The following is a 25,702-nucleotide window of genomic DNA, read 5'->3' as shown; positions in this document are numbered from 1 at the left end:
ATTTACATCTGCCATGTTGATTTTCGTTTTTCAGAATGATCGAGCGGCTCATTAATGCAGGCATGAGAAATCGCCCAAAATGCATCGGCATGTCCGGTTAATTCGCTGCGCTCTGCTTTGAAGGTCATGCTGTTACCGCTATTGGTGGTCGCTCGCTTGATGGCCATGAATGCCATGGCGATGTCTTTGTGTTCAGCATCAAATTGAATGCGGTTGGCTTCGACCACATCAATCATCTTCATCACCAACCGGTTCTTACTCTCATTGCTGTATTGAATGGCCACGGTTTCACGTGGGTGTTTCTTGTTAATCAGGTCATAGACACCCGCGCCAATGCCCGTTGTATCAATACCCAAATAGCTCACGTTATATCGTTCAAATACCTTTGAGACCTGCTGCGCCTGATACTGAAAGTTCAATCCTCGCCAGTAGTGCTTTTCAAGTACTCTGAACTTTTCAACAGCAACAATCGGTGGTGCAACTACAACCAAGCAAGCATTGTCTCGAGTTCGGCTTGGGTCGTAACCTAACCACACTTCACGGCGATCGAAGGGGTCTTTGTCACTGGGCTTAAAGTCTTGCCACCGGCTAATATCCACCATGGCTTTTTCGAGCGCTGAAAACTTGAAGACGGAGCTGGCGCCATCAACGAAAATGCACATAAACAGATTATCGAAATCGTCTTTGCTGTATTCATCGCGCAGTTCATCTATGTCGAACAGTTCACAACCGCCTGCAGCTGCATCTTCAATCGTAACAACGTAACGCCACTGTTTGTCTGGGCAGAGCCTGCCACCGTCTCGATATTCATTGAAGGTCGGGAACTCGATGTTAGCGCGAGAATCACGACCTCTGCGCCATTGGTCACCGGTCCAAAATGTATAAGCCGTGTGCGTTTTGGCGGAAGGGGTCGAGAAGTAGGTTTTGCGCCAGTTCTTATGGGTGGCCATGGCTGAGGCGAGTTTGTTGAGCTCATCGAATTTCGGGATCCAGAAATACTCATCCACATAAACATGGCCATGATAACTTTGTGCGGTTTTTGAGTTGGTCGATAGAAAGCGTAGCTCGGCACCGTTAGAGAGAATGATCGGGTTGCCCGTCAATTCAACACCTAAGAACTCTTCACCAATCGCAATAATGTAGCTTCTGAATACTTCTGCCTGGGCGCGAGACGCAGATAAGAATATCTGGTTATCGCCGGTCAAAATCGCATCTTCTAACGCTTCACCACTGAAATAGTAGGTGGCGCCAATCTGGCGGGACTTAAGAATATTACGAGTACGTTGGTGCAGGTTGTTACGCATCGTGTGCTGATATTCGAAGAGCGATTCATGCCAGGTCGCGAAGTTCTCTTTGGTCAGCTCTGCAATGTTGTTCTTCTTTTTGCTCTTCTTTTTCTGCTTGTCGTCAGACTTATTAGAACGCGAGCTTTTACCGTTCGTTTTAGCTACAGGTTCAGTTTCGTTAGTTGAGTGTTTCTCTCCAACTGGCTGAGCTTGAGCATGGAATTTTTTAAGTTGTACGTGGTGCTTGATGAGCCTATCAAGCATATCGAGCTGGCCTTTGGTCGGGTTTTCCAGCTCAAGCAGGGTTTCAATTCTACGCGCTATCGATTCATCAATCGTTTGCTCGCGCAACATATCACGCCATCCAAATTTGTCAGCCCAGTGATAAATGATCCTGGTGCTGTTCAAACCTAGTTCGGAAGCGATTTCATTGGGCGTCCAAGCCTTTAAATAAAGGGAACGGGCCGCGTGTCGTGTTTCAGGAGAATATGCCATGAACCAATCATACGCCGAGGTAACCGCCTAAATTGCATAGCAAAATTCGGATGGGTTCGGATACGTCCTGTATCCGAATTGGTCGGAATTGAAGTGGCTGAAACGGGCAAATCAAAGGCGTATTGTGAAGGTCTGAAACACCTAACTGACAAATTAATACTAGGTAAAAACTCAAATGGCAAAAACCAGTGATTGGAAAATTGTAGCAACAGAAGGGCCGACGGTTGATGGTCGTAAGATCACCCGAGAATGGCTCATGCAGATTGCAGAAAATTATGCCCTGAGTGAATACACCGCTTTGATTTGGCCTGAACACAAACGCTTTGCTGGTTACGGAAGTAACTGGGGCAAAGTGCTTGCCGTTAAAGCTGAAGAAGTGGATGGGAAAATGCGCTTGTTTGCCAAACTTGAACCTAATCAATATTTACTTGAAGCCAATAAGCTTGGGCAGAAGCTGTTTACCTCCATAGAACCCAATCCAGACTATAAAGGGCAAGGAAAGTGCTACCTGATGGGGTTAGCCGTGACCGATTCCCCTGCGTCGTCTGGTGTTTCATTACTTCAGTTTTCACGACAAGAAGGTCAAACCACAGAGCTGAGTTGCAGCCAACTGGAAGAAATCAGCCTTGATGAGTGTTACTCAAAAACAGACCGATTCTTTGCCTTGTGTAATGCCTTTTTCAATTCTGGTGATGAACAACCAGAGCAAAAACCTGATCCTGAACCAGAGGAAGAAAAAGTGACCGAAGAACAACTTAAAACTGCACTGAAAGAGCAGTTCGGCATCATGAAAGGTGAACTAAAGGATGAACTCAAGCAAGAGTTTAACCTGCAAGCGCAAACACCTAACGAACCCGAAGCTAAACCAGAAGGTGAGGTTCAAACGTTCTCTTTAGAGCAGTTCTCTAGTGAATTAGAGAAACAACTTGCTCCTGTAGCCGAGCAAGTACAAAACCTTGAAACCCAGTTCGCAAAGCTTAAGCAAGAAGTACCGGGTCAAAAGCCAGGTGAAGAAGGCAACGGCGGCGAATCAACTGTGGAGGTCGTGTAAATGCTCAATGCAGTATCGACAAAATTTTTAGATGAATATTGCCAAGCCGTAGCAAAAGCGGGTGGCGTGGTAGATGCGTCTAAGCAATTCAACATCACGCCAGTGATGGAAACGAAGCTTCGCCAAGCCATTGTTGAATCAGACTCTTTCTTAAACCGTATTTCCAATATTTCGGTTGACCAGATTAAAGGTCAAGTGATCGATGTGGGCGACAGTGGTTTGCTGACAGGTCGAGTTAAAGACGGTCGTTTCATGGGCTCGCTTGACCAAAGCGGTAATACCTACGAGCTAACTGAAACGGACTCTGGCGCTCATATCAACTGGATTACCATGACAATCTGGGCGAATTCGGGTGGCAAAGGTCAGTGGATGAAGCTGATGAACAACGCCATCACGCGGAATTTTGCTTTAGATAAGCTGCGAATTGGTTTCCATGGTACCTCCATAGCAGGTGAAAACACGGACCCAGTAGCAAACCCAATGGGACAAGACGTTAATAAGGGTTGGTTGCAGCTTGCGAAAGAAAAGGCGCCAGCTCAAGTTCTTCCTGCTGCCAAGCTTGATTCTACTGGTGCAACCGACGGGGCGTATAAAAACCTAGATTCACTGGTTAACGATCTAACCAACACCACTATCCATGAAGTGCATCAAGGCGACCCTGACTTGGTGGTTCTGATTGGTCGCAACTTAGTGGCCGCAGAGCAGCATCGTTTATTGGAATCAGCGGAAGTACCGACTGAGCATAAAGCAGCTCAAAGCTTAGCGAAGACCGTTGCAGGTAAAACGGTGTATACACCGCCATTTTTCCCACCAAATATGATTTGGGTGACAAACTTAACCAACCTGCAGATCCTGACTCAAAAGGGTACGCAGTGGCGTAAGTCTCGTAACGAAGAAGATCGTAAACGCTTCGAAACGTCATATCTTCGCCAAGAAGGTTATGCCGTGGGCAACTACAACAAGTTTGCAGCTATCGAAGACGTCACTGTTGTTGAACCAGTACCAGCGTAAGGGTGAATCATGGCAAGTCCATTAGCTAAGTTACGCCAAGAAGCATTGGCAAAACAGCAAAAGAAATCGTCACCTGAGAAACAGTTTGTCGCTAACCCAAACAGTTTGCACCTGCTTCTATCTGAACTCGAAAGTGATTTGAAGGTGCTTAAAACCTTCAATCGAACGGATGAGAAGGTTAACCACAAACGTGAAGTTTTGGTTCCTAAATACCGTCAAGCGATTGAGGAGTACTTAGCCGGTGATGAGCAGTTCGATAACCCGTTATTTACTCAAATGGTAATTTGGCTCTTCGATATCGAAGATCTAGAAACTGCGATTGAGTGGTGTGACATTGCTATCGAACGTGGGTTAGATACTCCCGAGCGATTCAAGCGAGACTTTGCCACTTTCTGTGCCGATGAAGTGTTGAAATGGTCTGAGCGTATGGCGTCATATGGTCATTCAATTGAGCCGTACTTCAATCATGTGTTTGCCAATTTAACCCCGGATGAAAACGGCGAAAAACCTAAGTGGGCAATCACGGAAAAACTCAGCGCTAAGTGGTTCAAGTTCGCAGGCCTTTACCTGCTTCGGAATGAAAAAGGTGATGTTCATGCAGGCTCCGTGGGTGATACGGAAACGTTAGAGAAAGCCAAAAACTTTTTACTTAAAGCTCAAGACGAACACCCAGCCATCGGCGTAAAAACGATGATTGATAAAATCGAGCAACGTATCCGAGCGTTAGAGAGTGGCGACAACCTCTAGTTTAGAACAGCTCCTAAGCCGTCGCGCCTCGGCTGACGAGGAAGAACAAGTGATTTATCACCCTGTTTATTCCGTCGACTCAGTGGCTAGAGGCGCACCTATTTAAAAGGGATTAAGTATGTTTACGGGTTCTTCAGATGCGCGTTATCAAGATACTGAAATCACTAATGATGGTTTCTGGCCCAACTTAAACGTAGGCGATTTTGAAAAGCGTAGGGGAATACCAGCAGCGCAAGATCCTGATCGCATCACCATTGCTTTAGTGAATGCCATGGCTGAAGTGAACCGTTCTCTTGCTCAACTAAAAGCTGAGTATCAAGAGCAAGGTTACGAAAACGCCGCTGATGTGCCAGTCACGCCCATTGTGAATGGGAAAAACCGCTTAGTGATTCAATATGAATCCGCGGTTAATTCGAGAGCTAAAGCGGACCTACTTCCTGATATTGCGACGGTTCATACCAAAGATCAAGGTGACCACCTCGCTGATAGATCAACAGATACACGAGATGACTTAATGGCAGAAAGTCAGCGCATTATTCGAAATATGTTGGGGGTTTCTCGCTCATCGGCTGCTTTGTTGTGAAAGGAACGGTTATGAGTACGCAGTATCAAGCAGGTTACAAGCTGCGTGACCTAAACGCATTTTTAACCAGTGTCGTGGGCGACAAGATAGCCAAGCGCATGGAATGTGAAATGGGCAAGGTTGAACTGAAACTAGAAACCAAACACATGGGCCATGGTTTCGACCTGCTTTATCAGCGTTATGTGGCTGACTTCTACTTCGATAAGTTCCCCTTCAAGGAATACGACCCTGCAGTGTTGTTTGCGAATGTTGGGGCTTGGTTGATGGATAACGATTCCGACCGTTTCCGCATTGAAGACTTAGACGACCCAGACGTAGATGTCGTGCTGGAAGATGAGAAAAACGCCGAAGTGCTGATCTCAGTGATGTTTGAAGAACCAGTCAAAGTGATTGCTGACCCAGACGGGCCTATCCATTGGAGTGGTCAGCGCTGGAAGATTGAAGAATACGAGATTTGGCAGGCGGAAAGGCTATCAAATGTAGTTATTCGCAATGTTTGAAATTAAAGCTGACAAGCGCAGTTACCTGCGAGTGAAAGAGCAATTCGAGCTGCTAAAACTTGATAAAAAAGCCAGAGCCAGAGTGCTAAAAGAGCTGGGTAAATACATTACTAAGACAACCAAAAAGAACATTCGAGCACAGCGTGACCCAGACGGTAAACCGTGGTCAAAGCGCAAAAAAGGCAGGCGAAAGATGCTTAGAGGCTTCACCAAGAAGCTAAAGCATTTTCAAAAAGATAATAACCGGGTTTTGGTTGTGGGTTGGCCCTCAAGACGAGGAACGGTGGCACTGGCTCACCATACCGGTGAAGCAGAGAAAAGCGGTTTGCAGCAGCGGTTCAAGCAAGCCAAGGAAGCGAAAGAGCCAAAGAAAACCGACCCTGCAACGAGAGAGCAGGCGAAAGAGCTACGCGATTTAGGTTACAGACTTTCGCCCCAAGGCAAGCAGAAGAGAGGCAAAAAGCCAACGCTCAAATTCATTACTCAGAATATGACCGTAGCCGAAGCCGCAAAACTGATTAGTGATCTGGAAAACAAAACTCCATCACGTAAGTGGGAAGTAGATCGCCCAGAACGCCGATTGATAGGCATTAGCCCTAAACGGGCTGCAATGATTATCAAGCGCGAACTTAACCGAAATAGTTGAATCGAAATAGGAGCTAAGACACATGGCATGGCCTACCGTCATTATTAATATTCTGAACATGATGCGCGGACCGATTCCGGGCGTTGAATTCCACTTTCTGTTTGTTGTGTACGGCACCGTCGCAGGAACAGAGCGCAACCTCATCATGGTGGATAACACCACGGACTTTGCAGACAGCACGTTCGATAACATCGACCCAGTACATATGCTTACGCTAAAAGCGGCCCAGTTAAACGGGAAGCAGAACTGGACTGCAGGTGTGATCGTCTTAGACGCCGCAGACAGCTGGCAAGCCGCCGTGTTTAAAGCCAATGAAACATCGAGCTTTGAAGCCGTGGTACTAGATAAACCTGAGACAGGTAAGACGGTTCTTGAAGAAGCGGTTGCTTTTCGCACTGAACTGAAAGCCAAGTTAGGTCGTGAAGTGTTCATGATCTGCACTTTGCCTGGCATCAATAATGATGCCGTCGATGGGGAAACATGGGCGCAGTGGTTAGCGGCGACAGTCGGTGTGCCGACTGATATCGCAAGTGAGTACATCACTGTCGTTCCTCAAGTTCACAAAGAAAACTCAACAGTAGGTATTTACGCTGGCCGTTTGGCAAACCAAGAAGTGTCTATCGCAGATTCCCCTGCACGAGTAAAAACAGGCAGCGTACTGGGTAGCATGGCATTGGCAACGGATAAAGACGGCAAACCTTTGGAGTTGGCGACCCTTAAAGCACTGGAAGCCGCTCGAATTGCAGTTCCGATGTGGTACCCAGATTATCCGGGCCAATACTGGACAACAGGGCGAACTCTAGACGTGCCGGGTGGCGATTATCAAGACATTCGTCATATCCGTGTGGCGATGAAAGCGGCGCGTAAAGTCCGTGTCCGTGCGATTGCTCGAATCGCAGATCGTGAATTTAATTCAACGCCGGGCAGTGAAGCAAGTGCAAAACTCTACTTCACCCAAGACCTGCGCGAAATGGCGGTGGTAACGAAAATTGGTGATTACGAGTTCCCCGGTGAAATCAAACCACCACAAGATGAAGATATCACCATCACTTGGATTAACAGTGAAGAAGTGGAAATTCTGCTCGCTGTTACGCCTTATGAATGCCCAGTAAAAATCACCATCGGCATTATGCTCAACCAGCGATTAGGAGAGTAATTCATGCATTCTCGTTATACAGGTCGAAGCTTCGACGTAAATATGTTGGGTGTTTTGGTTCATGTGGAATCAGCAACTGCAACTATCAATGATGAATCAGCTGTTGATAAAGAGCGTGGGATCCCAACAGGTTTTACTCACGGTGCGGTTGGCTGTGATGTGGAATACGAGTTGGATTTGAACAACTTCCGAAAGCTACAACAAAAGGCACGTGAAGCAGGCAGTTGGCGTGGCATCAAACCACATGATTGCATGTTTTATGCAAATACAGGTGACGATGAAGACAAAGTTGAGTTGTTCGGCGTGAAATTGCAGATTTCAGATTTACTCAGCGTTGATCCTAATAGCAGCGATAAGACCAAGCGCAAACTGAAAGGGTTTGTAACGAGCCCACTCTTTGTCCGTATCAATGGTATTTCATATCTAAGCAAAGATGACACACGCGGTCTAGTTTAAGCCTAATCAGAGAGAGTACGAATGCCAGATTTTATCGACCATGCCAGTAGTAATGAAGCCAAATTCACCGAAATGGCGATTGCAAGTCAACGTAAACGGTCAGTGCAAACAAGCCAGCAAGAAAGTGCGAAAGAATGCTACGAGTGTGGCGATGAAATCCCAGAAGCGCGTCGAGTGGTTATAGCAGGGTGTCATTACTGTGCATTTTGCCAAGCAGAGCGGGAGTAACGGAATGAAAGATTGGTACGACAGAATAACCAGCGGAATTGCTTATATCGTATCCTTGGCGGGTATGACCTTCAGCAAGCTGACATTTGAACAATGGTATTTCGTCTTATCGCTTGTCATTGGTCTGGCAGCTCTAGGATTGAATTACTGGCATAAGCGAGCGATGCAACGTATCGCTAACAAAAAAGGAGTGGCACTCAGTGAAAGTGACTAAACGAATTATTTGTTCTGTCGCTGCTGTGATCGGTTTGGTTACAGGTGGTGTGACACTGAACAGTTCAGAACTCCCAACGGGCACCGTGACCATTGCAGGCACACAAGTTGGGGAGCTAAGAACGAGCCCTATTGGTTTGGACATTATCGGTAATGCCGAGGGGTGCAGACAAGACCCGTACACATGCCCTGCAGGACTGGCGACGAATGGCATTGGCAACACGCACGATGTGAAAGACCAAGTCGTGTCGTTAGAGCAAATTGCAACCGACTGGGTGAAGAACTTGCAGCAAGCTGAGCAATGTATCAGTCGTGCAGAGGCAGATTCAGGCAAACAGATGTCACAAGGTCAGTTCGATGCATTCACTTCTTTTAGTTTTAACACTGGCTGTACTCGATTTATGCGAAATCGTGATGGTAGCGAAACGCAGATTTATCGCTTCATCAAACAGGGTGACTTTACAAAAGCCTGTCATGAGTTGCCAAGGTGGGTGTATGGCGGTGGTGTGAAGTTGAAAGGTTTAATTGACCGTAGGGATAAAGAGCATGATCGCTGCCTTTCCATTCAAAAGCATCAAATGGGTTAAGTGGCTAGTTGTTGCTGTAGTGGGGGTTGCCATGATGTCGATGTGGTTAATGTTGAAAGCAAGTAAGTCAGAGCAGGCCGCTTTAAGGGCTCGTTTAGATAATGCCTTATCAACGAATCAAGTTAGCCAAGCCAGCATTGACACGCTCACCCAAGAAAACAGTGATGCAAACCAGTTACTGGTAGATAGAACAAGGCTGCACAGCACTATAGAGGGAAAGCTCAATGAAGACATTGAAATGCTTCGACGTCAATTGGCCGATGATGAATGTTATCAAAAGCCTTGGCCTAGTGATGTTGCTAACAGGTTGCGCGAACCGTACTGAGTTGGTTGCAACTCAAGTCGTGATCAAGTTGCCCCCTGCAGGACTGATTGTTCCTTGTCATAAACCAGAAATTCAAGGCACTAGCCCGTTAATCACCGCGAGTGAAGATGTACCCAAATTAAAAGCGGCTCTGAGTAAATGCGCACAGCAAGCCGAAGATTATTTGCAATGGCGTGCCAAGCACGAACACGCTAAGCACACACAAAACTAAGAGAGATGAAAATGACGAAACCTGCTTTCACATCAAAACCGGTAGTAGTGACTATCGGTGCTACTGATTTCGAATTCACACCAACGGTGCAAGATGCGAACAACTACACCAATGACATGATGCCAAATAACAAAGTGGCTCCTGCGTACACGTATTTGACTCGTACTGTTAAATCAGAGCAGAAAGATACGCTGATCGAGTTACTTGATAGCGTGCCCGGTCTAACCATTGAGTTGTTCGCAACGGTGAATAACGCCTCTAAAGGTGGCATTGAAATCTCACTAAAAAAATAACTGACAGGGCAAAGCGGATTGAAGATAACCCACTTGAACAAGCCTTTGCCCTGCGTCGTCATTTTCTCCCCAATGAACCCGACGACGAACAAAGTTTAAGTCGCGCTATCTGGCTGGATAAAAACCAGTTTGAACGCAGCGAGCGAGCAGTAATGAGCGCAATTAGCCGGTTGTTTAGTAATTAGTTGAAATCAAGAGCGGGTAAGCATCACGCATGAGTATGGAAAAGCTACTAATGCACGTGGCACTGGTTGATCAAATCACCAAGCCACTGCAAGGCATTACCAAAGAAGTGCAATCTTCCATGGAAGCAGGTAAGCAAGGCATGCAGAACATGGCGACAGGTGGTGCGGGTTTGGTGGCTACTGGCTTTGCTATTCAAAATGCGTTGATGCCTGCGATTGAAATGGACAGAAAACTTGGTGAGGTGAAATCACTGGGTGTACTGGATGAAGATCTTGCCCAGCTTTCAAAAACGGCGCTCTGGACATCGGTTCAATATGGTAAGTCAGCGACAGATATTGTCGGGGCTTCCTATGATATTAAATCGGCATTTGGTGGTATTAGCGGTGCAGAACTCTCTGACATCACCAAAAGCTCGGCCGTTCTCGCGGCAGCAACGAAAGCAGACACGGCTACCATCACCAATTACATGGGGACAATGTACGGCATATTTAAAAATAGTGCTGATGAAATGGGAACAGGGATTTGGTCAAAGCAAGTTGCTGGTATGACCGCTCAATCTGTTGAGATGTTCAAGACTACAGGCGCAGGAATGAGCAGTGCGTTTACCAGTGTAGGCGCTAATGCAACGGCGGCTGGTATTGCCATGGAAGAGCAAATGGCAATTTTGGGTACTCTACAGTCAACAATGAGTGGCAGTGAAGCGGGTACTAAATACCGTGCTTTCTTAGGTGGCGTAGCAAAAGCCCAAGATAAGCTTGGGCTCAGTTTTACGGATAGTCATGGCAATATGCTTCCAATGCTCGACATTCTTGAAGAGCTAAAAGGGAAGTACGGGGATACTTTATCGGTTGCTCAATCTGCAGAGCTTGATAAAGCGTTCGGCACAAAAGAAGCCACCGCCATGATTAAGCTGTTAATGGCTGATACTCAGGGGTTAGCTGGCAGTATTGAGACATTAGGCCAAGTTCAAGGCATGTCAAAAGCTGAAGAGATGGCCAGCGCTATGACTGATCAGTGGGAGCGATTGCAATCCGTATGGTTTGCTGTTCGCGCTGCTGTTTTTGGTGCGGTGCTTCCATCCATTAATGCGGTTGTTGGCTCAATGGCCAACGGTTTGATGATAGTTGTAGGCTGGACTGAGGAATTTCCTTGGCTTGCTGAAATTCTAGGTTACGTCGCTATTGCGGGTTTATCCCTTGGTGGGGTAGTCGCAACACTATCGCTGGCTATGGGGATTGGGCAAATGATGTCTGCAGGTTGGGCCGTCACCATGACTGGCTTAAACAGCATCATGAAACTGCTACGCATTACCACAATGGCAAGCACCGCCGCCGCTTGGCTATTTAATGCCGCTTTATGGGCGAACCCAATCACGTGGGTAGTGGCTGGTATTGCACTGCTAATTGGTGGTGTAGCCGCTGCAATCTATTGGTGGGACGACTTAACTGCAGCATTCAAAGACACGGCTTGGTTTGATGTTATTGCCGGAGCGATTGAGGGCATTGTTGACCTGCTGAACATGATCCCCGGTGTGGATATTGAACTGGGTAGCAAGGTTGATACACCAGAAGTGAGTGCAGCCGTTCAAGCAGAGCGAAATGCGCCTACATCTATTCAGCCAATGGCGTTCGACGCCCCAGAAATGCCAACGGGTAACGGTCGCAGCATTGCCGAATACAAACAACTGGGAGCGATGCCAACGCTACCGCCAAACATGGTTCAAAACGTAACGACCACTCATAAACCACAAGGCGGCAACATGAGCTCATACGGTGACGTCTACATCACTGCACCAAATGGAATGACACCAGACCAGTTAGCCGAATGGGATGAACTCAATGCCGGATAGCCATTTATCAGAAAGCAAAAAATACATCGACATTAAAGTGATTGACGGTGGCTGGGATATGGATGCAGGTCAACAGCCCGCTGAATGCAGCGATTTATACAGCATCGCACAAGATATTAAGCATGCCATTATGGAATCGGGTTTGGCCCGTCAATTGGTTGCTGAACGTAACCCAGCGTTACGAGCTGATGTGATGGTGCAGATTGAGCAGTTAGCTGAGCGTGATGTGAGAGTCGTCCCCGGCACTGCAACGGCAACAGAGTTAGAAGCGGGTGAGATCACCTTAACTGCAACCGCTTATGAATATGGTGATCTAGAACTTTCTGTAGGAGATAACGGGGCATGAGCAAACGACCAAACGCAGACTTTGTTGAGATTCTAAGTGAATCGGGTGTGCCTGTTACCGAAGAAGAATTTGAAGCGAAGCTAAAACAAGAAGTCGTAGGAGCTGGCAGTAAGGTATCTAACGACTCTGAAATGTCACCGTTTTGGCGATGGGTTCGTGCTGCTGTAGTTACACCATGTGTGTGGCTGATCAGAACACTACTAGCAGAACACGTCATGCCAAATATGTTTGTGGCAACGGCAGAGCGTTGGGCTTTAGAGCTGAAAGCTTGGGAACATGACATCGAGCCGAAAGACGCAGAGAAAACACAAGGCAATATCACCTTAATCAAGGCGAACGCTGCTGATGCTGTCACGATAGAAGCGGGTAAGGTGGTTCAAACCCTGCCGATTGATGGTGTGGTGTATCAAGTTCGAGTGCTTGCTGAAACCGTGATTGATGCAGGTCAGCTAACGGGCAAAGTTTTGGTTGAAGCATTCGAAGCAGGCGCAGCTTTTAACTTACCTGCCGGTTACTTCAATATCATTCCAGAAGAGATTCCGGGCATTGTCGATGCAGTTAATGAACCTGACTGGATAACAAAACTGGGCGCAGACGCTGAAAGTGAAGAAGAACTGGCATTGCGTATTCAGAACGCTTTCACCAGTTCGGGTGAATGGCACATTGATGATGTCTACCGCTCCATTATTTCCAGTGTTGCCGGGATTCGCAGCGATAACATCTATTTCAACAATACAGGTGAAGTGAAACCGGGTACTGCTGAAGCATTGATCTTGATGGAGGTCGGAGTAACACCACAGCCAGTTCTTGACCAGTTAAATGACTACATTATGGCTAAAGGACATCACGGCCATGGTGATGTGCTGACTTGTAAAGCTATCCCAGATACTGAGCACGATGTGATCGCCGATGTTGTTTTGGTAGCGAACTTAGACGAAGCAACCAAAGTTAACGAGCTGCTGGAAGTCGAAGACCGTATCAGGGCGGCATTTCGTGAGACGGCCGCATATCCAGGAATGACCCGAGCAAAACCAGAAAGCCGCTTTAGCCTTTCTCTGCTTGGCAGTGAGATTCACACCAGTATGGCGCAGGTCGAATCGGTAAAGTTCACCGTAGGCGGAAAGGTTCAAGAGGATATTATCAGCGACCTAGAGCAGCCACGCTTGAAAACGCTAACGGTAAGGTAGTAAGCCATGTCGGAACCTCAAAATTACAACCAAGAGAAACATGCACCAGAGTTACCGGAAACGGTTATTCCATGGTGGCAAGACGGCAGCACCACATCGGAAGAAATCAAAGAGCCGCACTTTTTATCAAAAGGTGTGTTCGCATTCTTTAAAATGGTTTGGAGCTGGCTACTGTTCCCGCTTCGCCAAATGGATGCGCTGACATGCAGCGAAAACACCTTGGAATTAATGGCTTGGGATAGAGACATCAAACGCTTTGAGGGTGAGCCGCTTTCGCTGTTTCGTAAACGAGTGAAATACGCTGCTGTGAATGCCAAAGACGCAGGCAGCGTTGAAGGGTTTAAGCGAATTTTTGAAAGGTTGGGCATTGGTATCGTTGCATTTAAAGAGCGTGAAGATTCAGCGCAGTGGGATGTGTGCACCATTGAACTAACCGACGGTGATATTTCTAATAACACCAAGTTGGTTCAAACCTTGATTGAACAATATGGACGGACGTGTCGGCGCTACCGTTTTCAAGTGATATTTCAGACAACGCTGACCGTTGCCAGCGGTGAATTTTCACATGATTTCAGTCTGTTTCGAGCAGAAGACAAGCAAATTGTTGAAATTAATGTGGAACCACAGTCAATTGAGCATCAAAGACAAGTCTTTATTGCCAGCCTTTAATTGTAAACGTTCTATAGGCAGTTAAAGCAAGAATAAGGGGGAGATATCCCAATGAGTCAAACGACAATCCCGCTCGAATTTGAGCGTTATCTGCAAAGTCAGATTGGTGCCGGTAATGCGCCAGATATGAATGAAATGATTTTTGCGCACATTCCAGGGCTAGACCCAAGCCAAACAATTAACCGTGAAAATGGTTTACCTGATAGTTCGCTGTGGGTTCACCAACAAGACATCGACCAAGTGGGTAAACTGGGTGACAACGCACTGGCGTATTCAGTTGTGATCCCCGGTACTGTTGCAGAATTCACCTTTAATGCAATGTATCTGCGTGACAAGAGTGTGGCAAATTCTTGCGGAATGGTGGTACACAAAGCAGAAGAAACCAAAGAAAACGGTATGGCTAGCACTAAGTCATTGGTGCAAGCCTATGACGGAGCCGCGCAAATCGCTGGAATTACCGTTGATGCTTCGACTTGGCAGATTGACTATCAAGCCCGCTTGAAAGGTATCGAAGAAGACCACCGTTTGGCTAGTTTAGATAGCTACGGTCACACGGCCTTTGTTGATGGGTTCGATGTAACCCAACAAGCTGACCCGAATAAATACAAAGTGACGCCTGGTGTTGTTTATGTCGGCGGTTTACGTGGTGTGTTGACTGGTGAAGTGTTGCAAACCATCACCACTAACCCCAGCGGTTTGTATGTGGATGTTGTTCGCCAAGGTACTGCACTGTCAGTGTGGGAAAACAAAGTCACGATTGCAGTTTCTGAAACTGAGCTAAACGATTATGTTGATGGCAACGGTGATCAGCACTACGTTGCAAAACTGGCTGGAATTAATGCTGATGGTTCGGTGATTGATTGGCGGGTAAAAGGTGGTTTGGCTGAGCATGAGTTGGTATCACAGTTTATGCCGTATAACTCTGAACGAGAGTACAAGACAGGTGAAATTTGTACTACATGGCTGAATGGTCAGTTAAGGGTTTGGCAAATGTATGCAGGGCCAAATTTAAAGTGTAAAGGAAAAAATCCAGAAGACCCAATTAATCGGCATGAGCTGTGGGCGGGTGCACCAGCGCCTTGGTGGTGGGTCCCGTACACAGGCAATACGGCTGGTCAAATGTCGGGTTGGTTATCTGGTACGATTCCCGAAGAAGCAGTTCTGGAGAACGAAGTGGATTTGAACGCAAAAATGTACTGGCGTTTGGCTTTGCGTTGGCCTGAATTAGTTTCGGGTGTCGGTGATACTGCAATCATTAATACTCGTGACATTCTTGGTCGTTATGTACGTACTGCCGACGGTGCTAGCTACCAACTAAACCAAACGCATGATGATGCGATTCGAAATATTGTGGGTGGAGTGAATATAGCTGGCTATGAAGAATCAACAAGTACCATTGTAAATGGTCATTCTGGAGCTATGTTTGGTTCAACTATCACTAATACGATGTCTTCATTAAAATTTACAATAGCGTCAAAGCGTTCTCAAATCACTGGATTTGATGCGTCGCGTGTGGTCCCTACAGCCTCACAAAACCAACCCATCACAACAATAGAGAACAAGATTATTTTTGTTTAGGAGTGAGTATGTCAGATGAACTTTATTGGCTTTGGGATAAAGAGACGAAAATTGTCGACCAAAAAGCAATTAAATCTCAATGTCGAGCCGGCCAACATCACATTCCACGTAGTGCGTTAAAGGTTGAACCAAAGGCAGAGAAAGAAGGTTTCAAGGTCATTGTTGTGTTAGATAATAACTTACCGACAGGCACTGAGTATGTTGAAGATCACATTGGGAAAGTGATTTTTGATGAGTCAGATTGTACTAAGTTTAAGTCGGTGGAAAAGTTAGGCTCCATTCCTGATGGTTGGACAGACGATGAACCAAAAACGCTATTTGATGAACGCATTAGTGACGCTTGGGTTACAAACCAGAGTAATGAATACATCGCTGAGTACGACCAAGTGGATAGTGCGCGTCGAGCTGCTTACCGTGAAGTCAGCGATCCTCTATACATGGAAGCGTGGATCAAAGAGTCAAAAGGCTTAACTGATGAAGCGGCAGCGTTCAAACAACAAGCGGATGCCGCAGTTGAACTAATCAAAGCTGAGCACCCGTGGCCAATTCAGCCAGAGCTTTCTTCCGAGGTATAAGCTGTATGTGGCAACAATCCCCACTCAGTTGGCCTAGCAGTTCACAAGCAATCCAAACCAGTGCCGAGCAGGTAACAGACCAAATCGGCACAACGATGAATGATGCCGTTAGCCGCTTAACTCACCTTGAAAGTGACGCCAGTTATGGGCGTCACTCTTTAAGTGAAAATGCAAGTGCGTTAATTGGGTTGCGTGGTGATCTTGAATCTTTGTTAAGAACTGGCACCGTACTAACAGCTACCCCTTATCAGTTTCAAGTCGGTACCAAGCTGGATTCGGGTTGTTACCTAAACCCACTGGCAGCAGTCAACGTGTTATCTGGGAAACTCCGTGACCATGCTGATAAGTACCGACCAACAGGGACTATTCACTGTATTGCGCTTATGGTAACCGCTTCACAATTAGCACAGTTCGCTAATCAGTTGGCGGATCTTATTTCCGTGTTCCCTATGCCAGATTGGTGTCAGGTGGCTAGGCAAACCCAGGCTCTAGTGACCAATGAAACCGATAAGCTTCACCAACCTGCAGCAATCGTCCAACCTCGTTTTAAACCTATGGCGAAACTCCATGCCAATCTATTGCATGACGTTTTGCATTGGCAGGGTGCGCAAATTGCCACACTGGAATCGTTAGCTGATGATGCAAGTAACGTGATCGGCAAGTTGCAGGCATTGGCGGCAAAACGAGCTAATAAGTTAGGCGATGTCAAAGCGCAGATAAATGCACTTAAAAACCTAAAGGGTAGTGTTTACGCTTTTTCTGTTACAGGCAATGCTGAGAGTATAGCAACGCAGATTAACCAAGCAGGTGCGCCAAACAATCATCAATTCACTGTGGCGAGTCTATTGCTTAGCCATGAACCAATGACCTTTTTTGAGGAGTTGCTATGTTAGCTCTCGATGGTGTGCCGGTTAACTTAGACTCGATGAAAGTTGAAATGTCGATGGAGTTAAAAGACCAAGACATGAGCGGTCAATCATCGGGTACCGATACGGCAGAGCAAGGCGATAAAGGTAAGAAACTGACCTTTAGTGGTCGTGTTCCATTCACACGTGTAGAAACGCTCACTCAGTTGTATTCGCTTGCATCGGACAAAGACGACACCAATACGCGCAGGGTTTATCGGATTGGTAATGATATTGCGTTAGCACTCAAGATTCGCAACGTGAAATTCACTGGTCGTATCAATGCGAGGGAGCATGAAACCTTACAGGCTTGGAATGTCTCTTTTGAGCTACGAGAGCATAACAGTGTCGCAGAGCAAAAAGAGCAACGAGCCAAAGAGCAAAGCAAACCGGAACAACGAGAAAACACCCGACTAAAACAGGCACTGAATAACGCAGAGGAAGCAACGCAATGAAGCTAGAGAAACGCCTGTTTATCAGTGGTGAAGAAGTCAAACTGGTGAGTAACATGGTGAGCCTAAAGCTATCACTAGGCAGTGTTGCCATCTTTGAAGTTGAAACCAAAGCAAAGCCAGAGCAGTTTGCGTCTGTACGTTTAGATATTGGTTATGAGAACAAAACAGCTCCTTGGTTTGAGGGGTATATCGACAAAGTTCAACCTGCAGCAAATGGGTACCATAAGCTCACGGTCAAAGAGCTAACAGGAATTTTGTCTAAACGTTGGGCGGTTAGCTTAGAGCACCCAACTGCAGAGCAGGTGATCGGCGTTCTTTCAGATTTGATAGGGCTCGAGTTCAATCTGCCTGATGCGGATTATATCAAAACCACGATTCCAAACTTTGTTAGCCAGGGAACTGGCTATCAATGTTTAGAGCAAATCTCTAAGGCGTTTTCTATTCCTGATTGTGTTTGGTTCCAACATACTGATCAGGTCGTGTACTTCGGTTCGTATCAAGATAGTCACTTCAACAACAAACCGATGGAACTACCGGAAGAGTTCACCAGTCGCCAAAGTGGTAACAGTGTCACCTTTGTTCCGTTTCCTATGCTAAGGCCGGGCAGAGTCATGAACGATAAGCGCGTCAATCGAGTTGATTTAATTCAAGACGAAATGACTGCATATTGGAAGGTTGAGCAATCCGAAGTCCCACCAAAGAAACGTGAAACGCTGCAGAACTTCCCAGAGTTGGCGGCAGGTTTTCATTTGCCTAAGTTTGGCCGTGTTGAAGTAGTAAGAGACACAGCAGAAGCCGGGCAAGTTGCTGACTCATTCCGCCCAAGGTTTGCCGTAGATGTTCAGGTACTTGATGAAAACTTAAACCCAGATATTAACGTGCCTGTCTATCGCTCGATTCCATTGCCCGTTCATATGGGTGGGCATGAATCTGGATTGCTGTCTTACCCTCTAGAGGGAACATTGGTTGAAATCGCTTTCGCATATGGTCGGAATGACAGACCTATCATTCGTGGTGTTTATGGTCGTGAATATGCGTTGCCGTCGATTGAGCCGGGGGAGCAACTGCAGCAGCAACGTGAAGAGGTAAGCAACCGAATTGATGCAGCAGGAAATACCACCCAGCAAACCGACCAAACGCAAAATCAAAAAGCATTCGAAAAGCTTGATCAAGCAGAACGCTATCGCGGTGAATTTGGTCAGCACCATATTTTGGTTGATGAGCACAGTATTGAAGAAGTGATCGGCAAAAAGCTAATTGAAGCACTCGGCGCAATTAACCTAATAGCAGGTGATGACATTGTGCTAGGCAGTTTGGGCAACATGCAAACCGCGACAGCTGGCGAATTGGTGGAGACTATTGGTAAAGTCCGCCGAAGCATTGCTGCAGAACACCAATGGCTACAAGCACCTAAAACGTGGGTTGGTTCTAAAGAAGAGAACGTGCTAATTTTGCTGTCTGAACTGATGCAGGTAGTGAAAGAACTAGCCGACACATTGGCGACTCATACGCATAGTGGTGTTGCGTCTGGCTCATCCACAACCCAAGCCCCTGTTCAAGCGAGCGCAATTACAGGACATGGGTCGGACAGCTCAGAACTAAAGGGACGAGTGGATTCGATAAGTCATGTCGAGTAAGTTCTGCTAAACACTTCGATAGTTTTGAGGGAAACTATCGGCAATAAAGCATAAAGTCTTTGTATAGTTAAAGATTTGATGGTTAAGTTTATTTATATGTTATATTTAGCTCATTAAGTAACGCGATTGGTTGATTTTTTACAATATCGTCAACCCATTCGGAGTTCATTTTTACAACTTCTGAAGCTTCAATGTATTTTTCAGGGAAATCAATGATGTCTTGCAGTGATTCTTTTAAATCGCGCACGATAATTTTACCATTATGGGATTCGGCCTGTGTAATTGCTATATCAGGAATACTACCCCAAGATTTATACATGGCAAGAATATCCAGTATGTCTTTATATGGTTCTTGTAACTTCCTATCTGAGTTTGATAGCAACTTTGTATAGAAGCATGACCTTTGATCTAAGTATGGTACTGGGAATTTTGTATCACACTGGATTGGTGTAAGTTCGTAGTTATCAAAACTTACGAATTCGAGTTTGATCAGAGTCTCTTGGTATTTTATAAAAACACGAACACCGTAACGATTGGCCATGATCTCTCTAGCGTATTCGAATTGTTCATGGACTAAGCTACCTAGGCTGACGTTAGTAACCTGTTCTCGAACTGCACGATAAGATGCTTTATTTGGGCACAAAAAATCGATATCAATTGATTCTCTGAATTCATTGAGTTCTAAAGCAATTCGCGTTCCACCTCCAAAAGTTATTTGGTTTTCACAAAAAAAATCAGCGTTAAAGTTTTTTAACGCTGATTCAATAACTTGATGGTGCTTTATAGAGTATTGAGACATATTTAAATCGCAGGCATGAAACAACCATTACCGAATTCATTGATTAAGCGATCCAATAATTTTCTTTCATTTGGGTTAATTTTCTTTTGATCTACGAAAGCCCAACGCTTCTCATAGATGCTTAGCGCAACCTTAGGTGCTATAAATTTTATATGCATATCCCAAAGGAGCAAGTCTAGTTCATGGTATTCAGTTCTGTTTATATTGCCCATAATAAATGCTCCTTTGTCGTTTATAAAATTGGTTGTTACTAACAGTATAGCTTTAATTCTTAACTTGTATGAACTTTTAAGAAGCTTCACTCTGTTAGGTTGGTGTGTAGCACCAACCTAACAGAGTGAAGCGACTAATTCAATACGGCAGCTGTCGATTTATGCCGTTATAGTACATATTAGAGTGTTGAATGTACACATCACGCTTGAAAAATACACAAACCACCTCCAATCTCCAGTAGAGCATACACACATGATAAGCAGCTTATCATGTGTGTATGCTCAGGTGTCAATAGCTATTCCCCGATATCTGCCGATATTAAACGTTTGACACCGATCTTTCACATCGTTAACCTGTAACGGCACTGGCAAAATCCAGTGTCGGGATTAGTACCCCGCAGTAACTTACGGCACATGGATGCCAGCGTTTTGCTGGTTTTTTATGTGCGGCTTCGGCACACCTGAACATAGGCGTTTTACCTAAAAAAACGCACTATCAGCATTATGGTGGGCTGGGCGAGGGCGCTTCGGCGCGCCGTTTCGTAAGTGCGGTAGTACTAACCTTGTTCAGTTCACCACCCGAAGATTAGTACCTTTGTGTGGTGATATAAAAATCACTTACGGAGGCCATCATGCCTAATACAACTTCCCTTACCCTGACTGTATCTGATCTGGTCTTTAACCAAGGCGAGCAAATCCGCACTACTTCATTGAAAATTGCAGAAGCATTTAACAAGCAGCACAAAGACGTAATTCGTAAGCTGAAAACCTTAGAATGTTCAGATGAATTTACTGAGCGCAATTTTACGCTCAGTGAATATAAAGATAATTCAGGGCGAAAGTTATCTATGTTTGAAATGACCAAAGATGGCTTCATGTTCTTGGTTATGGGCTTCACTGGTACGAAAGCCGCCCAAATTAAAGAAGCCTACATTAACGCATTCAACCAAATGGCCAGCCAACTGCGTAGCGCAATGCCAACGCTTCCGCCTTCACAATATCAGTTGCCAACAAGCCGTTTACCAAACTTTTACGATTCTGGTTGGATAGCTGCCCATTACGAACGCTGCCATTCACAAACTCATTGGACATATCACATCAAATTCCAAATTCGCCCAACTGGCGGCAAGTACTACGCTAAATTTGAGTTAGGGGTAGGAGGGAAAGGTGAAACTCAACCGTGGTTTTCATCAAGTGGTGCTGAATTTATTGATAGTGGGTTTTACCTAGAGTATCGAGACATTGAAGAGTTATGGGAAAACGTAAGGTTAGTGTTAGAAAAATACCGAGCACATAGCCCGTATTAGAAGAAGGGCGGCCAAGCTCCCCCGAACTTGGCCTATCCAGACGCAGCAAGCAAAGGCGTTTGGGTTTGGTTTACAAGTAATGTAAACTCTTACGATTTGGTGTGTAAATTATTAATAGCTAACAAGCTGGTTTTCTACTTAGAAATGGCGACAGGATTTTTTAAATGTGTCGCCACTTTGTCGCCATTTTGTGATTTTCCATTGTTTAAGTTATTGATTTTTATATTCTATTTTGGGGTGGAAATATTATTTGGATGAATATCCATGAAGCGATTGCCCATAATGAAAAAACCATAGCGGAAAGCCCTAAAAAAGGCATGAGCATTGAACGTGAGACATTTTTATTGCACTTGATCGCTAAAGAAATGTTGTAAATGGTCTTCGACTTCTAAACCTCCTTTTTTAAACTCGTTAATTGTGCACCGCCTGAAAGTGGCCGGCTTTGGGCGGATTTCCCCAGCGCCAAACACAACATTTAGTTTGGCATTGTACATAGGTTGTTCAATGTGGTTGGTGCTACTAGCTAAATTGTTTTGGTGTATATTTGCCCCCGCGATTGTTCAACTTAGCTTGGGTTATATATCCAATCGCTGTGAACCTGCCTTAAGCAAAGAATCCTTATGAAGAATAAAAGACAGTTTATTGCCCACTACCTGCGCATGAATCGCACCTCTTACTTGATGGCGGTCGTGTTCATTTTCCTCGTTAACTGGTTACAAGTAGAGATCCCTCGTTATATCCAATTGGCGATAGATTTAATTGATGACGCTTCTTCAACTGGCCATCAGCAACTGCAAAGCTATGTTTGGATTGTAGTCGGCATGTCTGTCGCCATGGTGGTGGTGAGAATTCTGTCTCGTATCTATGCGCTTAATCCGGGGCGAATTACAGAAGCAGCGCTCAAAAGTACACTTCTACAAAAGCTGAATCGCTTACCGAGCAGCTTCCATGAACGCTTTGCTTCGGGTCGACTGATCTCGATTATCAACAATGACCTCAGTGGCATTCGACTGCTGTTTGGTGTCGGCTTCTTGCAGTTCTTCAATGCGTTGCTTGCGTTGTCGCTGACGCCTCTTTACATGTGGCGCATATCGCCAGAACTTACGCTTTATTCGATTATTCCTATCTCAATCGCTTTTGTGATTTTCCGTGTCGGCTTCAAGCGTATGAAAACGCTGCATTTAGAACATATGAAGCGATTACAAAACCTGTCGGCTCAATTGATGAGTTACTTGTCTGGAATTGATCTGATTAAAAGTCAACAGATGTCACCTTGGGTGAAAGCCGAAACTGAAAAGCTTAACCAGTTATTGCTTGAATGCCGCCTCAAAATTACACGCATTCAAGTCTTCTTCATGCCGGTACTCGACTACGCCAATGACCTGATGAAAATCATCATTCTTGGGCTGGGTGGCTACATGTTAATGAGACAAGAGCTAACTCTCGGTGAGATTACCGCCTTTCTGACTTACTCGGTTTTGCTCGCTATGCCATTGATGCAGCTTGGCAGAATCGCGACTATTTATCAGCGAGGCATGGTCGGTATTCAGAGTGCACAGACCATTCTTAATGCCAAAGTCCCAGAGCTTGATGAAGATAAGCTTACTGAGTTAGATGTTGAATCGCTGAAGGGAAAAACGTTTTCCGTTCGCAACCTCAGCTTCAGCTATTCGGGTGAAGAACGCGTGATTCTCGATGACATCAGCTTTGATATTCCAGCAGGTAAGAAAGTGGGTGTGTTAGGCGGGATCGGAGCGGGTAAAACGACATTAGTGAACTGCTTGAACCATCACTTGGATGTACCAGAAAGTTCGGTTTTTCTTGGCGAAAGAGATGTCACTAGCTTCTCACGCCGTGACTTGCGCCGCTATATTAAAACAGTTACTCAAGATCCTTACCTGTTTTCCGCAACCGTCGAAGACAATATTCGTTTTGGTAGCTTGGATACTGACTTGGCAAAGAGTCAGGTTGATGAAGTGTTAGAGCTCAGCCAGTTGGCGAGTGACGTTACTCGTTTTGAGCATGGTGACCAAACCTTAGTCGGTGAGAAAGGCATTATGCTGTCAGGCGGCCAGAAGCAGCGCTTAAGTATTGCGCGTGCTTTATTGCAACCCACCGACCTGATCATCATGGATAACGTTCTATCGGCTGTCGACTATGAAACAGAACGTAAGATTTTGGAAGGCCTGTTTAAGCGCTTGGAAAATCAGTCAGTACTTGTGGTTTCACACCGTGTTAATGCTCTTGAATATATGGATGAAATCATTGTGTTGAACGAAGGTAAGGTGATCGCGAAGGGCGACCATGCCACGTTATTGAAAACCTGTGATTACTATTACGATACATGGCAACTACAGCAGAATGAAACGGAGGCAGCAGCATGTTAAAAGGTGTTGATCTCAAGTACCTCAAGCACTTTTTTAAGTTTGCTAAGAAATACAAAGGCTCTGCGATTTTGGGCATCGCTATGCTTCCTCTTTCTGTCATCACGAGTTTGTTGTTCCCTTGGCTGATCATTCAAGTGATCGATGTTCATCTGAGTCATGGGGATATGGATGGTCTGCTCGAATATGTCTTCTATCTTGTTGCCGTGCTGGTGGCGAGCTATGTGGTGGATACCACCTATTCGTACAACCTGCGTAAAACAGGGCAATACACGATAACTGACATGCGCTCAGTGTTGTTTGCTCGCGTACTTAAACTGCCGCGCAGCTATTTTGATAACACACCGATTGGGGTAACGCTTTCACGATTAACCAGTGACTTGGAAACCATCGGCGAGACGTTTGTTCAGTCGGTTGTAGGGCTAGTTAAAGACAGTATCAATACCATTGCTCTGTTGGTGATGATGTTCTTTATTGATTGGCAGTTAACGATGATTGTATTGATCATTATGCCGCCAGTGATGTATTTGACGGTGTATGTGAGAAACCGACTTCGTGCTCTATATAAGGTGACTCGTTCTTCGCTGGCTCGGGGGATTGGCTTTTTACAAGAAGTCTTGTTTGGCATGAAAACTGTTCAGATGTACCGAGCGGAAGAGCAAGTCGAACAGCGCTACCAAGGCTATACTGATGAGTTTTTAAGAGCGCAGAAGAAGATCAATAAATACGATGCGATTTTGTTCTCGTTTATCTCTGGCATCACTTCTATCACCATCGCGATTATGATCTGGTATGGCTCTGAGCAAGTGATTGAAGGCGCACTAACCTTAGGTGTGTTGATCGCCTTCATCAACACGTTAGAGAAAGTGTTTGTCCCGATCCGTGATTTTACCTCGCAGATCGCTTCGATTCAGAGTTCATTCGCGGCGTTTGACCATATAGAAGAGCTGTTTGTTGAGCCAACTGAAGAGGAAGAGCATCATTTATTGCCATCAAAAAAGGTTGAAAAACAGCTAGAGCAGTTTGAGAGCCTTGAGTTTAAGAACGTGAGTTTCCGCTACAAAGACGATGCTCCGTATGTGTTGAAAAATGTCTCTTTTGTATTGGAGAAGAGACATCAAATTGCGCTTGTCGGTTCCACTGGATCTGGCAAGTCTACGATTCTTCGTTTGATCTCTAAAACTTATCAAAACTATGAGGGCAGCATTTTATTGAATGGTATTGAGCTGTCGCAGATTTCAAGCGAAGACTCTGCTCATTTGTTCTCAATGATGATGCAAGACGTGCACTTATTTGAAGAGACAATTCAGTTCAATATTGCGCTGGGTAAAACGCATCTATCTAAAACCGAGGTTGAGCAGGCAGCGCGTTATGTTTACGCCGATAAGTTTATTGAACAATTGCCACAAGGTTATGACTTCCACTTGGAAAAGAACGGCTCTAACTTGTCTGTAGGGCAAACGCAGCTTATCTCGTTCGCTCGAGCGGTTGCACAGGGTGGTCAATTGATGATGCTTGATGAGGCGACCAGTTCGGTAGATTCAATCACTGAAGACCTGATTAAAAAAGCAATGCAGCGCCTTTTCAAGGAAAAAACCGTGATTGCGATTGCACACCGTCTGAGCACCGTTCGTCATTCTGATACAATTTTGGTGTTGGAGAAGGGGGAAATTGTCGAACAAGGTAACCATCAATCGTTGGTTGCTCTGAATGGTATTTATGCTGGTTTGTTGAAAGAGTCAATTGTTGAAACGAGTGATTCTCAGTCTATTCTAGCTTGAAATCTCCAGCAGATTGCGGCACTTAAACAGACGATCTTGGCTTG

General features: G+C 45.5%; 29 protein-coding genes and 1 pseudogene. 27 read left to right on the top strand and 3 right to left on the bottom strand.

Features of this window, described 5'->3' with window-relative positions:
* Nucleotides 1-2: 2 nt before the first annotated feature.
* Nucleotides 3-1,781, bottom strand: coding sequence for a terminase large subunit domain-containing protein (locus tag ACED48_RS10370; protein ID WP_017058589.1), 1,779 nt, complete (start codon nt 1,779-1,781; stop codon nt 3-5).
* A gap of 175 nt (nt 1,782-1,956) precedes the next feature.
* On the opposite strand from ACED48_RS10370, the gene ACED48_RS10365 reads away from it, so the two are divergent.
* From ACED48_RS10365 to ACED48_RS10255, 23 genes are all read left to right on the top strand, one after another.
* Nucleotides 1,957-2,832: a GPO family capsid scaffolding protein gene (locus tag ACED48_RS10365; RefSeq protein WP_017058588.1), complete on the top strand. Its 876-nt coding sequence runs from the start codon at nt 1,957-1,959 to the stop codon at nt 2,830-2,832.
* Nucleotides 2,833-3,843, top strand: coding sequence for a phage major capsid protein, P2 family (locus tag ACED48_RS10360; protein WP_017058587.1), 1,011 nt, complete (start codon nt 2,833-2,835; stop codon nt 3,841-3,843). It begins immediately after the preceding gene.
* A gap of 9 nt (nt 3,844-3,852) precedes the next feature.
* Entirely contained in the window at nt 3,853-4,590 is a 738-nt protein-coding gene (gene gpM / locus ACED48_RS10355; protein WP_017058586.1) for a phage terminase small subunit, read from the top strand.
* Nucleotides 4,591-4,708: 118 nt separating this feature from the next.
* Complete coding sequence (locus ACED48_RS10350) at nt 4,709-5,173, top strand: head completion/stabilization protein (protein ID WP_017058585.1); 465 nt, start codon at nt 4,709-4,711, stop codon at nt 5,171-5,173.
* 11 nt (nt 5,174-5,184) lie between these two features.
* Nucleotides 5,185-5,673, top strand: a complete 489-nt coding sequence (locus tag ACED48_RS10345) for a phage tail protein (RefSeq protein WP_017058584.1) — start codon at nt 5,185-5,187, stop codon at nt 5,671-5,673.
* Nucleotides 5,666-6,319, top strand: a complete 654-nt coding sequence (locus ACED48_RS10340; protein ID WP_017058583.1) for a phage virion morphogenesis protein — start codon at nt 5,666-5,668, stop codon at nt 6,317-6,319. Before ACED48_RS10345 ends, ACED48_RS10340 begins: the two co-directional genes overlap by 8 nt.
* A gap of 22 nt (nt 6,320-6,341) precedes the next feature.
* Nucleotides 6,342-7,475: a DUF2586 domain-containing protein gene (locus ACED48_RS10335; protein ID WP_017058582.1), complete on the top strand. Its 1,134-nt coding sequence runs from the start codon at nt 6,342-6,344 to the stop codon at nt 7,473-7,475.
* 3 nt (nt 7,476-7,478) lie between these two features.
* Nucleotides 7,479-7,931, top strand: coding sequence for a phage protein (locus ACED48_RS10330; protein ID WP_017058581.1), 453 nt, complete (start codon nt 7,479-7,481; stop codon nt 7,929-7,931).
* A gap of 21 nt (nt 7,932-7,952) precedes the next feature.
* Nucleotides 7,953-8,159 carry a TraR/DksA C4-type zinc finger protein gene (locus ACED48_RS10325; protein ID WP_017058580.1) on the top strand — a complete coding sequence of 69 codons (207 nt, stop codon included), beginning with the start codon at nt 7,953-7,955 and terminating at the stop codon, nt 8,157-8,159.
* A 4-nt stretch (nt 8,160-8,163) separates the two neighbouring features.
* Nucleotides 8,164-8,373, top strand: coding sequence for an HP1 family phage holin (locus ACED48_RS10320; RefSeq protein ID WP_017058579.1), 210 nt, complete (start codon nt 8,164-8,166; stop codon nt 8,371-8,373).
* A complete protein-coding gene (locus ACED48_RS10315; protein ID WP_017058578.1) occupies nt 8,360-8,959 on the top strand; it encodes a lysozyme in 600 nt (199 codons plus the stop codon). The genes ACED48_RS10320 and ACED48_RS10315 overlap by 14 nt, the downstream gene beginning before the upstream one ends.
* A gap of 224 nt (nt 8,960-9,183) precedes the next feature.
* On the top strand, nt 9,184-9,495 hold the full coding sequence (locus ACED48_RS10310; RefSeq protein WP_241811125.1) for a hypothetical protein: 312 nt from the start codon (nt 9,184-9,186) through the stop codon (nt 9,493-9,495).
* 11 nt (nt 9,496-9,506) lie between these two features.
* Entirely contained in the window at nt 9,507-9,788 is a 282-nt protein-coding gene (locus tag ACED48_RS10305; RefSeq protein WP_017058575.1) for a putative phage tail assembly chaperone, read from the top strand.
* A complete protein-coding gene (locus tag ACED48_RS10300) occupies nt 9,785-9,973 on the top strand; it encodes a hypothetical protein (RefSeq protein ID WP_371694013.1) in 189 nt (62 codons plus the stop codon). The genes ACED48_RS10305 and ACED48_RS10300 overlap by 4 nt, the downstream gene beginning before the upstream one ends.
* A 29-nt stretch (nt 9,974-10,002) precedes the next feature.
* Nucleotides 10,003-11,823: a phage tail tape measure protein gene (locus tag ACED48_RS10295; protein ID WP_017058574.1), complete on the top strand. Its 1,821-nt coding sequence runs from the start codon at nt 10,003-10,005 to the stop codon at nt 11,821-11,823.
* Complete coding sequence (locus ACED48_RS10290; protein WP_017058573.1) at nt 11,804-12,169, top strand: DUF2590 family protein; 366 nt, start codon at nt 11,804-11,806, stop codon at nt 12,167-12,169. Before ACED48_RS10295 ends, ACED48_RS10290 begins: the two co-directional genes overlap by 20 nt.
* The gene (locus ACED48_RS10285; RefSeq protein WP_017058572.1) at nt 12,166-13,356 is read left to right on the top strand and encodes a baseplate J/gp47 family protein; all 1,191 of its coding nucleotides are present in this window, start codon (nt 12,166-12,168) and stop codon (nt 13,354-13,356) included. Before ACED48_RS10290 ends, ACED48_RS10285 begins: the two co-directional genes overlap by 4 nt.
* Nucleotides 13,357-13,362: 6 nt before the next feature.
* The gene (locus ACED48_RS10280; protein WP_017058571.1) at nt 13,363-14,025 is read left to right on the top strand and encodes a phage tail protein; all 663 of its coding nucleotides are present in this window, start codon (nt 13,363-13,365) and stop codon (nt 14,023-14,025) included.
* 51 nt (nt 14,026-14,076) lie between these two features.
* Nucleotides 14,077-15,603: a phage tail protein gene (locus tag ACED48_RS10275; RefSeq protein ID WP_017058570.1), complete on the top strand. Its 1,527-nt coding sequence runs from the start codon at nt 14,077-14,079 to the stop codon at nt 15,601-15,603.
* An 8-nt stretch (nt 15,604-15,611) separates the two neighbouring features.
* Nucleotides 15,612-16,178, top strand: a complete 567-nt coding sequence (locus tag ACED48_RS10270; RefSeq protein WP_017058569.1) for a hypothetical protein — start codon at nt 15,612-15,614, stop codon at nt 16,176-16,178.
* Between the two features lie 5 nt (nt 16,179-16,183).
* Nucleotides 16,184-17,071 (top strand): hypothetical protein, encoded by an 888-nt coding sequence (locus ACED48_RS10265; RefSeq protein WP_017058568.1) that lies wholly within the window; start codon nt 16,184-16,186, stop codon nt 17,069-17,071.
* Nucleotides 17,065-17,538 (top strand): hypothetical protein, encoded by a 474-nt coding sequence (locus ACED48_RS10260; protein ID WP_017058567.1) that lies wholly within the window; start codon nt 17,065-17,067, stop codon nt 17,536-17,538. Before ACED48_RS10265 ends, ACED48_RS10260 begins: the two co-directional genes overlap by 7 nt.
* Nucleotides 17,535-19,175, top strand: coding sequence for a hypothetical protein (locus tag ACED48_RS10255; protein WP_017058566.1), 1,641 nt, complete (start codon nt 17,535-17,537; stop codon nt 19,173-19,175). The genes ACED48_RS10260 and ACED48_RS10255 overlap by 4 nt, the downstream gene beginning before the upstream one ends.
* An 88-nt stretch (nt 19,176-19,263) precedes the next feature.
* Here the strand turns inward: ACED48_RS10255 and ACED48_RS10250 are convergent, their stop codons facing one another.
* Complete coding sequence (locus tag ACED48_RS10250) at nt 19,264-19,974, bottom strand: nucleotidyl transferase AbiEii/AbiGii toxin family protein (protein WP_017058565.1); 711 nt, start codon at nt 19,972-19,974, stop codon at nt 19,264-19,266.
* Nucleotides 19,975-19,976: 2 nt separating this feature from the next.
* The gene (locus ACED48_RS10245; protein WP_017058564.1) at nt 19,977-20,186 is read right to left on the bottom strand and encodes a hypothetical protein; all 210 of its coding nucleotides are present in this window, start codon (nt 20,184-20,186) and stop codon (nt 19,977-19,979) included.
* Between the two features lie 632 nt (nt 20,187-20,818).
* On the opposite strand from ACED48_RS10245, the gene ACED48_RS10240 reads away from it, so the two are divergent.
* From ACED48_RS10240 to ACED48_RS10225, 4 genes and pseudogenes are all read left to right on the top strand, one after another.
* Nucleotides 20,819-21,493: a Rha family transcriptional regulator gene (locus ACED48_RS10240; protein ID WP_017058563.1), complete on the top strand. Its 675-nt coding sequence runs from the start codon at nt 20,819-20,821 to the stop codon at nt 21,491-21,493.
* 236 nt (nt 21,494-21,729) lie between these two features.
* Nucleotides 21,730-21,867: pseudogene (locus ACED48_RS10235) on the top strand (DNA mismatch repair protein MutT); the annotation flags it as partial.
* 246 nt (nt 21,868-22,113) lie between these two features.
* Nucleotides 22,114-23,880 carry an ABC transporter ATP-binding protein gene (locus ACED48_RS10230; protein WP_017058561.1) on the top strand — a complete coding sequence of 589 codons (1,767 nt, stop codon included), beginning with the start codon at nt 22,114-22,116 and terminating at the stop codon, nt 23,878-23,880.
* The gene (locus ACED48_RS10225) at nt 23,874-25,658 is read left to right on the top strand and encodes an ABC transporter ATP-binding protein (RefSeq protein ID WP_017058560.1); all 1,785 of its coding nucleotides are present in this window, start codon (nt 23,874-23,876) and stop codon (nt 25,656-25,658) included. Before ACED48_RS10230 ends, ACED48_RS10225 begins: the two co-directional genes overlap by 7 nt.
* Nucleotides 25,659-25,702: the final 44 nt, after the last annotated feature.

The organism is Vibrio sp. 5S239, from assembly GCF_041439575.1.
GTDB lineage: Bacteria > Pseudomonadota > Gammaproteobacteria > Enterobacterales > Vibrionaceae > Vibrio > Vibrio kanaloae.
This window is presented reverse-complemented; position numbering and strand designations above follow the sequence as displayed.